This window comes from Streptomyces sp. Mut1, from assembly GCF_030719295.1.
Taxonomy (GTDB): Bacteria; Actinomycetota; Actinomycetes; order Streptomycetales; family Streptomycetaceae; genus Streptomyces; species Streptomyces castrisilvae.
The window spans coordinates 528,966-543,682 of the sequence record NZ_CP120997.1 but is presented as its reverse complement, the minus strand read 5'-3'; the positions used below and the strand labels follow the sequence as shown (position 1 = coordinate 543,682).

Sequence of the window (14,717 nt, the reverse complement as noted above, 5' to 3'; positions counted from 1 at the left end):
CTCCCCGTGGACGACTGTGTCTCCATCGTGCGTCGGGGGAGCCGCGCCTGCCTGAGTACCGCTACTCATTCGATCAGGTGTGCGCCGTCTTGCGGGCGCCGTACCCCAGGGCCGCCGCCGCACCGGCCAGTACGGCCACCGTGGTCAGGGCCACCGGCAGGGAGAACCAGTCGGCCAGGAAGCCGATCGCGGGCGGCCCGAGCAGCATGCCGCCGTAGCCGAGCGTGGAGGCGGCGGCGACCCCGCTGGGGCCGGCCAGCTCGCCCGCCCTGCCGACCGCCACCGGGAAGATGTTGGCGAGGCCGAGACCGGTGACGGCGAAGCCGAGGAGCGCGAGCCAGGCGGTCGGGGCGAGCGAGCCCAGGAGCATGCCGGCGCCCGCGGTGACGCCGCCCGCCACCAGCGTGCGGGTCTGGCCGAGCCGTTCCAGGAGGGTGGTGCCGCTGAGCCGGCCCGCCGTCATGGCGAGCGCGAACAGCGAGTAGCCGGCGGCGGCCACCCCGGGGCGGGCGTGCAGGTCCTGCTCCAGGTGGAGCGCGCCCCAGTCGGCCAGGGCGCCTTCACCGTACGCGGTGCAGAGCGCGATCACGCCGAACAGGAGCACCACCTTGCGGGCCCGTCCGGTCAGGCGCTCGGCGGGCTTCCCGGCACCGGCCGGTGCCGGATCGGCCCTGTGCGGCGGGTGTTGGAGCAGGACCGGGCCCGCCAGGGCGGTGACGACCAGTCCGATTCCGGTCAGGAAGAAGAGGTGCAGGGCGGGCGAGAGGCCGCCCGCGACGAGCCCGCCGAGCCCCGCGCCGATCATCCCGCCGAGGCTGAACGCGGCGTGGAAGCCGGGCATCACGGGGCGGCGCAGGGCGGCGACCAGGTCCACCGCCGCGCTGTTCATCGCCACGTTCATGCCGCCGTACGCGGCGCCGAAGACCAGCAGCACCAGCCCGAGGGAGAGGGCGGAGTGCGTCTGGGCGGGCAGCGCGATGCTGAGGGACAGCAGGACACCGCAGACCACGGTCACCGCATGGCTGCCGTACCGGCGGCAGAGCCGGCCGGTGAGCATCATGGTGATCACGGCACCTGCGGATACGCCGAGGAGCGCGAGGCCGAGGGTGGAGGCCGAGGCGCCGGTCTGGTGCTTGATGGCCGGGATGCGGACCACCCAGCCGGCGAAGAGGAAACCGTCGAGGGCGAAGAACACGGTCAGCGCGGTACGGAGACGGGCCGGCGGGAGTGGAGCGGTGTTGCCGCCCGGTCCCCCCGGTAGTGCCGTCCGCAGTTTGTTTAGTTGCGGCACAAACTCAGCATAGGGGCCCGCCGACAGCCGGCGCAAGACAGGTGTCCCGCCCGGCCCGAACCGTGCGGCCGCCCCGCGCGGCGTGGCGTCGCACCCGGGGCAAGTCGGCCACCACGGCGTCGGAACCACCCCGGGATCATGGGAGACTCGCCCCCATGAACGGCAAGGTGACCACCACCCGGACGAAGTTGGAGAGGGGCCGCAGCGCGCTCGGACCCGCCCTGGAACTAGTCCATACCGGACGCGCGCCCACGCGCGCCGTCCTCACCTCCGAGCTGGGGGTCACCCGGGCCACGGCGGGCGCGGTCGCCGCGGAGCTGGAGGCGCTCGGCCTCATCCGGGTCGATTCGAGCCCCGGTTCGGCGGCGGGCTCCCAGGGCCGGCCCTCGCACCGGCTGGCGGTACGGGAGTCCGGGCCGGTGGCCGTCGCCGCCCAGGTGCACGCGGACGGCTTCCGCGCCGCGCTCGTCGGACTCGGCGGCCGGCTCGTCGCGACCGCGCCCGGCAGCGTCACCATCACCGCCGACCCCGCCCAGGTCATCGGTGAGGTCGTGGACGACTGCGCGCGGCTGCTGCGGGACAGCGGACTGCGGTGCGTGGGGGCCGGACTCGCGGTGCCGTCCGCCGTCGCCGAACCGGAGGGCAACGCCCTCAACCCGCTCCACATCGCCTGGCCCGCGGGCGCCCCGGTCAGCGAGATCTTCGCCACATGCGTCCGTGAAGCGGGCATCGAGGGACCGGCGTTCACCGGAAACGACGTCAACCTCGCCGCACTCGCCGAACACCGCCACGGAGCCGGGCGCGAGGCCCAGCACCTGCTGTGCGTCGCCACCGGCCACCGCGGTGTCGGCGGCGCGCTCGTCCTGGACGGCCGCCTCCACACCGGGAGTTCGGGCCTCGCCCTGGAGGTCGGCCATCTCACGGTCAACGCCGAGGGCCGCCCCTGTCACTGCGGCGGCCGCGGCTGCCTGGACGTCGAGACCGACCCGCTCGCCTTCCTCACCGCGGCCGGGCGCACCCCCGGCCCCGAGGAGTCCCTCCTCAAGCAGTCCGGTGACCTGCTGCGCAACGAGTACGAGGACCCCGCGGTGCGCAACGCCGCCGAGGAGCTGATCGACCGGCTCGGCCTGGGACTCGCCGGTCTCGTCAACATCCTCAACCCGGACCGGATCATCCTCGGCGGGCTGCACCGCGCGCTGCTCGACGCCGACCCGGAGCGGCTGCGGGCCGTGGTGGCCGACCGCAGCCTGTGGGGGCGCAGTGGGAGCGTGCCGATCCTGCCCTGCACCCTCGACCACAACAGCCTGGTCGGGGCGGCGGAGCTGGCCTGGCAGCCGGTCCTGGACGACCCGCTGGGCGCGCTGGCCTGAGACCTACCACTGACGTCCCGTCCCGAGCCGGTCCGCTTCAGGCCGGCTGATGTGCAGCACCTGGTAGCGGTCGCCGGGTGCGTCGGGCGCGGGGTGGTCCCAGAGCGTGAAGTGGAGGAGTTCCCAGTGGCGGGGGTCGGCGGCCAGGGCCGTGGCGACCGCGCCGGGAGCCTTCGCGAGCCGCCGGCTCTCCGTCAGGGCGGCTTCGACCGCGTCCGCCGGGGACGCCGAGGGCGGCATGGGGGAGCGGCGGCGGGTCGCCGTGCGGGGGAATGCGTCCGGGACCGGACCCTCCTCGTACGACAGGCCCGTCCAGTGCTGTACCTCCGGGCGCCCGAAGTCCTGGACGACGCCCTGGAAACCGGGTCCCCAGAGGAAGGCGTTCATGCCCTCGGGCCGGGACCACAGGTAGAAAGGGGCGTACTGGTTGACCGGCGAGTCCCCGCCCCGCTCCCGCATCAGATATGCCTTGAGGCCGAGCCCTGGGAAGTCGTCCAGGAGGTGGCCCCTGGTCGCCACCCGGTGCCGGATGACGCCCATGTCGTAATCGGCGGGCAGGGTGATCTCGTACTGCATCGCGTGCATCGGGGGCTCCTCAGATGTGCAGGACGGGTTCGACGGGCGGTCCCAGGAGGGCGAGCAGGCCGCGGACGCCCGCGTCGAAGGCATCCGCCGAGCCCGAGGCGCGGGCCAGCACATAGCCGCCCTGAACCGTCGCGACGATCGTCGCCGCGAGGTCGTCGGGCGTGATGCCGGGGGTGAACTCGCCCCGGTCCAGGCCCTCGCGGACGATCGCGGCGAGCCGTTCGCGCAGCCAGGCGATCGTCTCGTCCACCGGCGCCCGCAGCTCATCGCTCGCGATCACCTCCGGATCCATCGTCAGCCGACCCACCGGGCAGCCGCGCAGGACATCGCGCTCGCGCAGCAGATAGGCCGAGATCCGCTCGTACGCCGACCCGGGCGCGTCGAGCACCCGGCCCGCCGCCTCCCGCATCTCCTCGGCCGTGCGGCCGATGGCGGCGAGTGCCAGGTCCGGCTTGCCGGTGAAGTGGTGGTACATGCTGCCCTGGCCCGCGCCCGCGTGCTGCTGGATGGCCTTGGGGCTCGTCCCCACGTATCCGCGCTCCCACAGGAGCTCCCGAGTGGCTTCGATCAGACGGTCCTGAGTGCCCATACAAGGAGTGTACATACTAGTAGGTACAGATACAGGTGCAGAGCCTGGAGCGGGGCCGCGGCGGTACTCCCTGCGCGGTACGCGCACCGCCGCCCGGTGTACGACGACGCGCGGCCCCCGCCGCGACAGGCTGGAGAGCGACGGAAGAGATGTGAGAGCGAACCGAGGAGCTGACCGAGATGAACACCCTGGCTTTCGACGGCGGACCCGGGCCCTGGATCCTGTTCGTCCCGCTCGTCTGGGCGGCCGTCGTCCTCACCGTCGTCACGGTCCTGCGCCGCACACTGCCGCGCGGCCGGCGCGGTCCCTGGCAGACGCGGGCCGTGCCGGAAGGGCCGGCCGGACACTCGCCGATCGCCGTGCTCGGGCGGCGCTTCGCCGCCGGGGAGATCGACGAGGACGAGTACTGGCGGCGGCTGTCCGTGCTCGACGAGCAGTTCGGCCCCCGCGCGGGCGGCGCCGGGTGACCGGACGGTGTGACGGACAGGAGCGGGGCACCCTCGTGGGGGCGCCCCGCTCCTGTCGTGTCAGCCCATCACGGCCGACCGTGCCGTCGAGGGTGGCGCCCCGTCCGGCATCGTGAGGCCGCTCAGATCGAACGGCCCGTCGGTCGTCGCCCCGTACAGCACATGTGACGGCTGGGTGAGCCGGGAGGGTGTGGGAAGCGTGAACCAGACGGCCTTCCCCGCCCCGTCCCGGGGGCGGACGCCCCAGCTCTCGCTGACCGCGGCGATCAGTGCGAGTCCGCGCCCCGACGTACTGGAGTCGTCGGCCTCGCGCACGGTGGGCATCCGTGGGTCGTGGTCATGGACGGACACCGTCAGCCGTTCGAGCAGCAACTCGATCTCGACGGTGCATGATTTGTCCGGCTGCGCATGCCGGTGGACGTTGGTCAGGAGTTCGGTGACGCCCAGCGCTGTCTGGTCGATGAGAGAATCGAGATGCCAGTAGCGCAGCTGCGCCGAGATGATTCTGCGGACCTGACCGATCCGCGACGGCAGGGCTTGGAGCTCCACCGTGCAGTGCCTGCTTGGCTCGCTGATCACGGCTGCGACTCCCCGAAATAGGTCCGGAAGAAGACGAAGGAACGGATCCAGCACATGGCTCGCTGCTGAGTCCGGGCCCGGCGGCCTGGGTCACAGTGTCACCGCCGGTACACCATGAGTGACGTGACTCCAATGTCGCTCAGCGCATACCGGTCCGCAACTCGCGGTTTCCCCGCGGGCCCGCCCCGCTCCGCCCCGCCCCCGCTCCGTCAGCCCCGCCGGCCCCCCGCGCTGTACAACGCCGCCAGGAACCGGTGTGCGGGAGGCTCGTCACCGGGTTTGCCGTCGGGCCGCCGCATCGTCAGCCGGTACCGCGTCCCGTTGACCCGCGCCACCGTCGCGTCCGCACCCGCGAACCACGGTCTGCCCGCGCTCACCGTCCCCACCGGCGCACTGTCGATCTCGCGCCCGTAGCTCGTCAGAAGGGCCACCCGGCCGTCCTTGACGGTCACCTGCCCGGCCCTGGTGACCGAGCGCGCCCAACGGTCGATACGTACACCCGTGGCACTGAACTCCGTTTCGGACATGGCCCCTTCGCCCCCTTCAACATGCCTCTGAGACGAAGTGTGCCCATCTCGGACCCGGTGCACCAGAGCGGGACCGTGGATAAACGGCGTATTCGCGCCGAGTGGCACCGCCTGCGCCCGCCCGTGACACCAAGGCAGCCCTATGGACCATCAAAGTCAACGTTTGCGCAGGTGGGGGGCATATCGTGGGCCCCGCCCAGACCGGGTCGCACGAGGAGAGGCGCGCAGATGGACACCAGCGAGCACGGGCACGGCGGCGACGCCGTGGCAACCGTCGACATCGACCGATCCGACCCGGCCTACCGCGCCTGGCTCAAGGAGGCCGTCCGCAAGGTCCAGGCCGACGCCAACCGCTCCGCCGACACCCATCTGCTGCGTTTCCCGCTGCCCGAGACGTGGGGTATCGACCTCTACCTCAAGGACGAGTCCACCCACCCCACGGGCAGCCTCAAACACCGGCTGGCGCGTTCGCTGTTCCTCTACGGGCTCTGCAACGGCTGGATCCGGCCGGGCAAACCGGTCATCGAGGCATCGAGCGGTTCCACCGCCGTCTCGGAGGCGTACTTCGCCAAACTGATCGGGGTGCCGTTCATCGCCGTGATGCCCCGGACCACCAGCCCGGAGAAGTGCCGGCTCATCGAATTCCACGGCGGGCGCTGCCACTTCGTCGACGACTCGCGCCTGATCTACGAGGAGTCCGCACGGCTCGCCGCGGAGGGCGGCGGTCACTACATGGATCAGTTCACCTACGCCGAGCGGGCCACCGACTGGCGGGGCAACAACAACATCGCGGAGTCGATCTACCAGCAGCTGAGGCTCGAACGGTATCCGGAGCCCACCTGGATCGTCGCCACCGCCGGCACCGGCGGCACATCGGCGACCATCGCCCGCTACGTGCACTACATGCAGCACGACACCCGGATCTGTGTGCCCGACCCGGAGAACTCCTGCTTCTTCGACGGCTGGACCCACCACGACCCGCTCGCCACCAGCGACTGTGGCTCACGCATCGAGGGCATCGGCCGGCCGCGCATGGAACCGAGCTTCGTTCCCGGCGCCATCGACCGGATGATGAAGGTCCCGGACGCGGCGAGCGTCGCGGCCGTGCGCGCACTGGAGCGGGCCATCGGGCGCAAGGCGGGCGGCTCCACCGGCACCGGGCTGTGGAGCGCGTTCAAACTGGTCGCCGAGATGGTCGCCCGGGGCGAGGGAGGCAGCGTCGTCACCCTGTTCTGCGACCCCGGCGACCGCTACCTCGACAAGTACTACTCCGACTCCTGGCTGGCCGCGCAGGGCCTGGACATCGCCCCGTACACCCGGACCATCGACCACTTCCTGATCACCGGAAGCTGGCCGGAGGCCTGAACACCGGCGGTCAGGCGGGCGCCGCCGCCAGCCGCCGGCCGAGGTCGCGCACCGCGTCCCGGAACGAGCGGCCCACTGCCCGCCGGGCCCGCCGCAGGACGAACCGGAACAGCGGCGAGCCGTCGGCGGCGAACGTCCACCGCACCTGGGTACCGGTACCGGCGGGGGTCAGCCGCCACTCCTCCACCAGCGCCTTCATCCCGGGGGCGTTGGTGGTGTCCACCCGGTACGCGTACCGCTCGCCGGGCTCCGTCGCGATGACCGTCTCGCGGAACGTGATCCCGCCCCGCAGCCGTACCTCGCGTCCTGCCCCCGCCTCCACGGGCACGGCGGCCGTCACGGCGGTGAACCAGGCCGGCCAGCCCTCGACATCGTCGGCGAGCGCCCGGTACACCACATCCGGGGGAGCGGACACCTCGGCGGTGAAGACGAGCCGCACCGGAGCGACCCGGGCGAAACCGAGGCTCTCGGAGCGAAGACGATGTGCCATGGATCGCACCTCCCGAACGGCCGACGGCAACGGCGCACACCATAGCTGGCTACCCGTCAGATGTCCTTACCCGTACCGGACATGTGCCGATCCCGGACCGGTGCCGGGGCGGCCGTGCACCCTCAGCCGTACCGCCCGGCCGGCTGGTCCAGTACGGAGTCGAGCACCCGGCCGAAGACCCGGCGGCCCGCACCGGCGATCACCGGGTCGGCCCAGCGCGGCAGCAGCCGCACGCTCATCTCCTCCACCCACACCACATGGGAGCCGGCCCGGTTCGGATACACGTCGATCGACGCCCGGCCCAGCACCACCCGGCCGCGCTTCTCCAGCCGGCACATGCCCGCCCGGCCCCCGGCCGGCGGCGACCAGCGGACCACTTCCATCGGATCGTCGAACGCCAGCGGCCCCACTCCGGTCCGCGCCACGAACACCGTCCCGACCCGGTTCGGCAGCCCCGTCGGCACCGTGATCGACGTCAGCGGCACCAGCGCGGCATGCCTCTCCCAGTCCGTCACCCGGCGCCAGGACTCGGCTGCGGGCAACGGGGTGAAACGCTCGATCCGGAAGACGGCCACACCACGATCCTAGGCCGTGACAGGTCCGTCGCGAGCGGAGCGGAATCCCGCGTCCTCAGCCTTCGGCGGGCTCTTCGCTCCCGCCCCGGCCCGCGACCAGCAGACCGGGCAGACGCTCCTCGATCTCCTCGCGGGCGCCCGCGGACAGGCCCGCGTCCGTCACGAGCGTGCTCACCTCGTCCAGCGAGGCGAACGAGCTGAGCCCCACCGTCCCCCACTTCGTGTGGTCGGCGACCACCACCACCCGCCGCGCCGACTGCACGAACCGGCGGTTCGTCTCCGCCTCCGCGAGATTCGGCGTGGACAGTCCCGCCTCCACCGAGATCCCGTGGACGCCGAGGAAGAGCACATCGAAGTGGAGCGAGGCGATCGCCCGGTCCGCGACCGGGCCGACCAGCGAATCGGACGGCGTACGCACCCCACCCGTGAGCACGACCGTCGCCGCCCCCGGCCGGCCCCCCGGGCCACCCGGCCGCTGCGCCGCGTGGAACACATCGGCGACCCGCACCGAATTCGTCACCACGGTCAGCTCCGGCACGTCCAGCAGATGCTGCGCCAGCGCGTACGTCGTGGTGCCGCCGGACAGGGCGATCGCACTGCCGGGCACGGCCATCGCGGCCGCCGCGCGGGCGATGTCCTCCTTGGCGGTCAGCTCCAGCGTCGACTTCGCCTCGAAACCGGGCTCGTGCGTGCTCGCCTCGACGACCGGGACAGCACCGCCGTGCACCTTCTCGATCACACCCTGCCGGGCCAGGGCGTCCAGATCCCGGCGCACGGTCATGTCGGAGACGTTCAGCCGCCGGGTCAGCTCATTGACCCGCACCCCGCCCCGCCGGCGCACCTCGTCCAGGATCAGCGCACGCCGCTGCTCCGCGAGCAGATTCTGATTCTCGCTCAACGCCGGGCCTTGCCCTTCCCTCTGGCCGTACAGGAGTCCGTATCGACGGTGTCATCCTGCCACGCGGTGTCGCATGGCGGCGCACGGGGGAGATTCGGTAGGAAGGACGCGGCCACCCGGGCCCCGCCGCGAGCGCGGTGACCGGGCATCAGCCGCCTTTCCCCCTGCGAGAGCGAGTCGCCGTGCCACCTCCCACCGAGCCCCCACGTGCCACCGGGCCCGCACTCGAATTACTGGTACACGGGGTGGGCGGCACCGCCCCCCAGGAAATGCTCGTCGAGCCGCGCACGGTCCGCGTCACCGGGGACACCACCGCGGCCATCTACCGGCGCTCCGCCGACGTCGACGCCGAACAGCACCCCGAGCGGTACCGCGAGGAGCCCATCGCGGAGGCCTACTGCTGGTCCAACCTCACCTCGGGCAACGGCTCCCGCGCGCTGTGGCTGCTGCTCCTGCCGTTCATGGTGGTCAACCTCGCCCACTGGATGCGCCCCACCGCCCGGCGCCGCCCCCGCGCGATCCGGCTGTACGGGGTCCTCGTGCGGCTCATCGCGCTCAGCCTCACCGTGCTGCTGACCGCCGCCGCCTGCGAAGTCGCCCTCGACCTCACCGCCTGGCAGTGCGCGGGCGTCCCCGACTGCTCCGGCCGGCGGTCCTGGCTGGGCTTCCTCTCCGCGGCGCAGGGCGGCTGGTGGTCCCAGCCCGGCCGCCGCCTCGCCCTGGCCGCGCTGGTGCCCACCGCGCTGGTCGGGCTGCTCTGGTTCCTGTCCAACCGGACCTGGAGCGCCTACGAGTCCCAGCGGCCGCTGACCGAGCCCGACCCCGACGACGACGGGACTCCCGCCCCGGAGCCCATGCGCCCCGCACTGGGGCGGCCGGGATTCTGGTACGGCCGCAGGCTCGTCGCCCGGCTGCGCGCCGCCCACACCGCCGCCGGCTTCCTGACCGTCACCGCCTCCGTCACCGGCGCCGCCGCCCGTCACGACCGCGCGGTCACCGGACCCGTACCCGCCGTGTTCGGACGGCTGATCGAGGCGGCGCTCGTCCTCGGCGCGATCGTCGTGCTCTGGGTGATCTGCCGCAGGGGCCGCAGCGAACGGCGCCTCGACAACCGGCTCGACCGGGCCGTCATCACCTGCCTCCCCGGCACCGCCCTCGCCCTCCTCGTGCTCGCCGCCGTGCACGCCGCCTGGTCGCGCCCCGGCTGGGCCTCATCGGGCACGCTCCCCGGCGACTTCACGTTCCCCGCGGTCACCCTCGCCCAGGGCGTACTCGTCGTCCTGCTCGCCGTGGTCTCCCTCGACCTGTACCGGCGCTGCCCCGAGCCCCGCACCGTGATGCGCGGCCTCGGCGGACCCGCCGTCGCGATGCTCGCGTGCGCGCTCGGCGGTGTGATGACGGGGGGTGTCGCCCAGCGCGTCGCCGACTGGCTCGACGGACCCGGCAGCCCCGGCATGGGGCGCGGCGCCCTCATAGAGGGCCCACCGGTCCTGCTCAGCTGGCAGGCCTCCGTCATCCCCGTCCTCCTCGTACTGCTCCTGGTGCCGGCCCTCGTGCTCGGCGTACGGACGTGGCTGGCCGCCCGCCGGCTGGGACCGGTGATCGACGAGGAGTACGGGGAGACATGCCCCGACCCGTCGCGGACCGAGCGGATCGCCCGCATCCGGGCCACGGCCGCGCTCACCGACTCGGCGCCCGGCATGGTGGGCCTGGTCTCCGGCGCCACCCTGCTGCTCGGCGCGGGGGCCGTGGCCGGGGCCTGGGCCACCGGAGAGGTACCGGGGCTCGCCCTGGACGGCAGTAGCCCGTTCGTGGAATCGGTGGCCGAGGCGGCCCAGTCCACCGGCTCCTGGCTCGTGGGCTTCGGCTTCCTCGTCTTCGTCGCCTGCGGCCGGCGCGCCTACCGCGACGCCTCCGCCCGGCGCACGATCGGCATCCTCTGGGACGTCGGCACCTTCTGGCCGCGCGCCGCCCACCCCTTCGCCCCGCCCTGCTACGCGGAGCGCGCAGTGCCCGACCTGGCGTCCCGCATGTCCGGCTGGACCGCCCGCACCCGCGGCCGCCTCGTCATCTCCGGCCACTCCCAGGGCAGCGTCCTCGCCGCGTCCGCGGTCTGGCAGCTCCCCGCCAGGACCCGCGCCCAAGTCGCCCTGCTCACCTACGGATCACCGATCGAGCGCCTCTACGCGCGATGGTTCCCCGCCTACTTCGGGCCCGGACAGCTCCACGGGCTGCACCGCTCGGTGCACTGCTGGCGCAATCTGTGGCGGGCCACCGACCCCATCGGCGGCGAGATCAGGCTCGGCCGGGAGTCCGGTCCCGAGGTGGACCGCGGCCCGCTCAAGGACCCGCTGGTCTACGGGCGGACGCCCGAGCACCCGCTGCCCGAGCCGGTGCTCGGCCACGGCGACTACCAGGCCGACCCCGTCTTCGCCGAGGAACGCGCCGCGCTCCTGGAACGGCTCGGCCCCGTCCTGCCCCACCAGGCCGACCAGCCGCGCGAGGACGTCAGGGCAGCTCCGGGAGGTCCTCCGGATACAGCAGAGTGAGATCGTCCGTGCTCGGATCGGCGAGCTGGGCGACCCGGCCGGCGTGCCGCTCGACCATCGACTCGAAGGTCTGGCGAGCGGTGCGCCCGTTGCCGAAGGCCGGGCCCTTCGGCAGCTCCGAGAAGTACTTCAGCAGCGCCTCACCCGTCCCGGACGCCAGGCTGTACTCCTGCTCCCGGGTCTGCTGCTCGACGATCCGCAGCAGCTCGGCGGGGTCGTAGTCGCTGAAGGTGATGGTCCGGGAGAAGCGGGACGCCACCCCGGGGTTGACGGTGAGGAACCGCTCCATCTCGTGGGTGTACCCGGCGACGATGACGACCACGGCGTCCCGGTGGTCCTCCATCAGCTTCACCAGCGTGTCGATGGCCTCCCGGCCGAAGTCCCGGCCGGAGTCCTCGGGGGACAGCGCGTACGCCTCGTCGACGAACAGAACCCCGCCGCGCGCCCGGTCGAACGCCTCCTGGGTGCGGATGGCGGTGGAACCGATGTGCTCACCGACCAGGTCGACCCGGGACACCTCGACCAGGTGTCCCCGCTCCAGCACCCCGAGCGAGGCCAGGATCTCGCCGTACAGCCGGGCCACCGTGGTCTTGCCGGTACCGGGGGAGCCGGTGAAGACGAGATGGCGGCGGACCGACGCCGCCTTCAGACCCGCCTCCCGGCGCCTGCGCCCCACCTCGATCATGTCGGTGAGGGCCCGCACCTCGCGCTTGACGCTGTCGAGCCCGACCAGCGCGTCCAGCTCGCCCAGGACCTCCCCGGAGGTGCGCGAGGGCTCGGCCGGCGCCGCCACCGCGGGCGGTTCCACGGGGCGCGGCGAGGGGACCGATCCGAGCAGCCCCGGGGTCGACTGCGTCGCCGTCAGGACGGTGGCCGGCGGGGGAGTGGCGGTCCGCAGACCGCTCTCGTCGCTGGTGCAGTCCTCCACGGCCGGACCGCCCCCCTGCCCCGTGTTCTCGGGGAACTCGTAGCCGCCGCGGGCGCAGCGCTCGGTGCGGCACCGGGTCAGCGTCGTCCGGCAGCCCTCCATCACATGGAAGCCGTACCCTTCGCTGCCCGTGACCCGGCAGCCGTTGAACGTGCCCCGGCCCTCGGCCGAGACATAGAAGCCGGCCTCGGCGGGCGAGGTCACCGTGCAGCGTTCGATCACCGGGTCGGCGCCCTTGGTGACGATCACGCCGGTCTGCGCCGCGTCGATGGTGCAGTTGTTGAGCGTGCCGCCGCTTCCGTGGTCCCGGAACCAGGCGCCGGTCGACGCCTCCCGGATGCGGCAGTCGTCGAGCTGCGCGGTCGCCCCGTCGCTGACCGACACCGCCGTGTTGCGGACCTGGGAGAGATCGCTGTCCACGACATCGGCGCGCGAACCCCGGTCGAGGACGAACAGGGCGTCCGGCACGTCGTGGACGCGGCAGGAGTCCAGTATCACCGTGGCCCCGTCGCTGACCCAGACCGCCGGGTAGTCGCCCGTACTGTCGTGGATCTCGCACTGGTTGGCGTCGACCCGGGTGCCGGGGTCCCAGACGGAGAGCCCGTTGCGGCCGAAGCGGCGCACCGTCGAGCGGGTCAGCGTGAGCACCGCCCGCGAACGCAGGTCCACCGCGTTCTCCGGGATGTCGTGGATGTCGCAGTCGGCCAGCGTGAGCACCGCGTCGGTGTCCAGCGTGACTCCGTCCGCCGATGTGCGGTGCACCGTGCAGTCGGTGAGATGGGCGTAGCCGCGGGCGGTCACCTGTATCCCGCTGCCCTTGATCTCGTAAATCTCGCAGCCCACGGCCTCCAGGGCACTGCCCTCGCCGGTGACGGACAGACCGGCGCCCGAGGCGTGGTGGACCCGGCAGCGCTCCAGCCGGGGGCGCCCGCCGTCGCGCACGGCGAACCCGGACTGACCGGCCGAGACGACCTCGCACTCCTCGAACACCCCGCCGGCGCCGTCGAGTACGGCGATGCCGACGCCCGCCGGATTGTCGACCGTGCAGCGGCGCACGGAGGGCCGGGCGGCACCCCGCACCTCGATACCGGCGGCCGAGCGGGTCACGATCCGCACGTCCGCTATCTCCGGGGCGCCCTCCTCGATCAGCAGGGCGGGGGCTGCGGAGTCCTGTCCCTCCACATGGAGGTCCTGGACGACGGCGGAGGCGCGCAGCGTCAGCGGCACCCCGTCGACGGGGGCGATGCGCACCGAACCGACGGAGCCCTCGGGACCGCGCAGCGTCACGGCGCGGGCGATGACCAGATTCTCCCGGTACGTGCCGGGGGCGACGGTGAGCACATCACCGTCCGCCGCTGCTTCCAGCGCAGCCGTGAGGGAGGCGTATTCGCCCGTGCGGCGCCGCCACCGCGATGTGCCGGTGTGCGTCACCTGGACCGTGCCCTGTGCCATGGCGCTGTCGTGCCCCCGCCTCGTGCGTGTGTGTTGCCCGTGTCACCGGCCTCGCGGCAGCGACCAGCCGGGGTCCGCCGGCCGGAGAGCGACGGGCGGGCCGGTCCACCGTAGCGCGCGCGGCGGGCGGGAGTTGACCCGATCCGCAGGTCCCGGCATCCGCCCGGCGGACTTTGCGGACACGGCATAGGGCGTTTCGTTTGGATCCAAACGACCCGCCCTAGCTTCCGGCGCCGGTTCTTCCCCAGTCGGGGCCGACCGCTGCCCAGGCCCGGTCGAGCTCCGTACAACGCCGCCGGGTCATGCGCCGGACGATCAGTCGCCGGCCGCACTCGATCAGCAGGGCGGCCAGCATCGCGGCGCCGAAACCGGCCAGCACGGCATGGGTGTGCGCCGTCGGCGCGTCCATCGGCCGCAGCGCGGGGCTGCCCTTCCGGTCGGTCCAGACGCGGACCTTCGCCCCCGGCTTCGCGTCGCGCGAGTCGGTCGAGACCACGGTGCTGCGCGTGGTCCCGTCCGGTGCGTGCCACCGGGCGACAACAGCGGTCTGTGCGACGCGGCCGCTGGATATCTCGGGGTCGGCGCCGAGACGGGAGGCGGCCACCCGGCGCACCACGACAGCGGTGGTGAGATGGCGCTCCGCTCGCTGGGCGCGCACCGCCGCCTGGAGCGCGCCGTCGGTCCGCGCACCGCAGAGCCAGCCGAGCGCCGGCGCCGCCACCACCAGCAGGAGAAACGCCGTCAGCGCCAGCCACGCCTCGGCCCGGTCCGTGGCACGGCGCAGCGGATTGTGGCGCCAGCGCCAGACACCGGTCATCGCTCGCACGGTCCCGCACCCCCTTCCGTCCGTATCGGCCCTGCCCCGTACGGTGCGGCCCACACGTTGGGGCCGCGAGGAGCCCGTGGCCCCACTCCGACCAACGCGCCGCCGGCCGCCGTGGGTTCCCGGCTCCGAGGACGTAATCGGCCGGGCGCGGAGCGGGTCGCCGTGCGGCGGCAGGCCGGCCGCGCGCCAGAGGGTCGGCGGGCGGACGCAGAGCGGGGATGCGGGC

The 14,717-nt window shown here is 73.1% G+C and carries 13 protein-coding genes and 1 pseudogene; 4 read left to right on the top strand and 10 right to left on the bottom strand.

Going from position 1 to position 14,717, the window contains the following annotated elements; genetic code table 11:
* Nucleotides 1-73 precede the first annotated feature (73 nt).
* The gene (locus tag P8A18_RS02055; RefSeq protein WP_306051199.1) at nt 74-1,195 is read right to left on the bottom strand and encodes an MFS transporter; all 1,122 of its coding nucleotides are present in this window, start codon (nt 1,193-1,195) and stop codon (nt 74-76) included.
* Nucleotides 1,196-1,446: 251 nt separating this feature from the next.
* On the opposite strand from P8A18_RS02055, the gene P8A18_RS02050 reads away from it, so the two are divergent.
* A complete protein-coding gene (locus P8A18_RS02050; protein ID WP_018550907.1) occupies nt 1,447-2,661 on the top strand; it encodes an ROK family protein in 1,215 nt (404 codons plus the stop codon).
* 3 nt (nt 2,662-2,664) lie between these two features.
* Here P8A18_RS02050 and P8A18_RS02045 read toward each other — a convergent pair whose 3' ends face one another.
* Entirely contained in the window at nt 2,665-3,246 is a 582-nt protein-coding gene (locus P8A18_RS02045; RefSeq protein ID WP_306051196.1) for a DUF4865 family protein, read from the bottom strand.
* Between the two features lie 10 nt (nt 3,247-3,256).
* A complete protein-coding gene (locus P8A18_RS02040; RefSeq protein ID WP_306051194.1) occupies nt 3,257-3,835 on the bottom strand; it encodes a TetR/AcrR family transcriptional regulator in 579 nt (192 codons plus the stop codon).
* Nucleotides 3,836-4,014: 179 nt separating this feature from the next.
* Between P8A18_RS02040 and P8A18_RS02035 the strand changes: the two genes are divergently transcribed.
* Complete coding sequence (locus tag P8A18_RS02035) at nt 4,015-4,302, top strand: SHOCT domain-containing protein (protein WP_306051192.1); 288 nt, start codon at nt 4,015-4,017, stop codon at nt 4,300-4,302.
* A 60-nt stretch (nt 4,303-4,362) separates the two neighbouring features.
* Here the strand turns inward: P8A18_RS02035 and P8A18_RS02030 are convergent, their stop codons facing one another.
* Nucleotides 4,363-4,881 (bottom strand): ATP-binding protein, encoded by a 519-nt coding sequence (locus tag P8A18_RS02030; protein ID WP_306051190.1) that lies wholly within the window; start codon nt 4,879-4,881, stop codon nt 4,363-4,365.
* Between the two features lie 209 nt (nt 4,882-5,090).
* Complete coding sequence (locus tag P8A18_RS02025; protein WP_306051188.1) at nt 5,091-5,408, bottom strand: hypothetical protein; 318 nt, start codon at nt 5,406-5,408, stop codon at nt 5,091-5,093.
* 228 nt (nt 5,409-5,636) lie between these two features.
* Between P8A18_RS02025 and cds1 the strand changes: the two genes are divergently transcribed.
* Entirely contained in the window at nt 5,637-6,773 is a 1,137-nt protein-coding gene (cds1, locus tag P8A18_RS02020; protein ID WP_306051186.1) for an L-cysteine desulfhydrase Cds1, read from the top strand.
* Between the two features lie 10 nt (nt 6,774-6,783).
* Here the strand turns inward: cds1 and P8A18_RS02015 are convergent, their stop codons facing one another.
* From P8A18_RS02015 to P8A18_RS02005, 3 genes are all read right to left on the bottom strand, one after another.
* Nucleotides 6,784-7,263, bottom strand: a complete 480-nt coding sequence (locus tag P8A18_RS02015; RefSeq protein WP_306051184.1) for an SRPBCC family protein — start codon at nt 7,261-7,263, stop codon at nt 6,784-6,786.
* 122 nt (nt 7,264-7,385) lie between these two features.
* On the bottom strand, nt 7,386-7,838 hold the full coding sequence (locus P8A18_RS02010) for an SRPBCC family protein (RefSeq protein WP_306051182.1): 453 nt from the start codon (nt 7,836-7,838) through the stop codon (nt 7,386-7,388).
* 55 nt (nt 7,839-7,893) lie between these two features.
* A complete protein-coding gene (locus tag P8A18_RS02005; RefSeq protein ID WP_306051181.1) occupies nt 7,894-8,736 on the bottom strand; it encodes a DeoR/GlpR family DNA-binding transcription regulator in 843 nt (280 codons plus the stop codon).
* Nucleotides 8,737-9,005: 269 nt separating this feature from the next.
* Between P8A18_RS02005 and P8A18_RS02000 the strand changes: the two are divergent.
* Nucleotides 9,006-11,272, top strand: a pseudogene (locus P8A18_RS02000) (hypothetical protein); the annotation flags it as partial.
* Here P8A18_RS02000 and P8A18_RS01995 read toward each other — a convergent pair.
* A complete protein-coding gene (locus P8A18_RS01995) occupies nt 11,245-13,665 on the bottom strand; it encodes a right-handed parallel beta-helix repeat-containing protein (protein WP_306051180.1) in 2,421 nt (806 codons plus the stop codon). The pseudogene P8A18_RS02000 and the gene P8A18_RS01995 overlap by 28 nt on opposite strands.
* Nucleotides 13,666-13,885: 220 nt before the next feature.
* Nucleotides 13,886-14,482, bottom strand: a complete 597-nt coding sequence (locus tag P8A18_RS01990; RefSeq protein ID WP_306051179.1) for an Rv1733c family protein — start codon at nt 14,480-14,482, stop codon at nt 13,886-13,888.
* Nucleotides 14,483-14,717 lie beyond the last annotated feature (235 nt).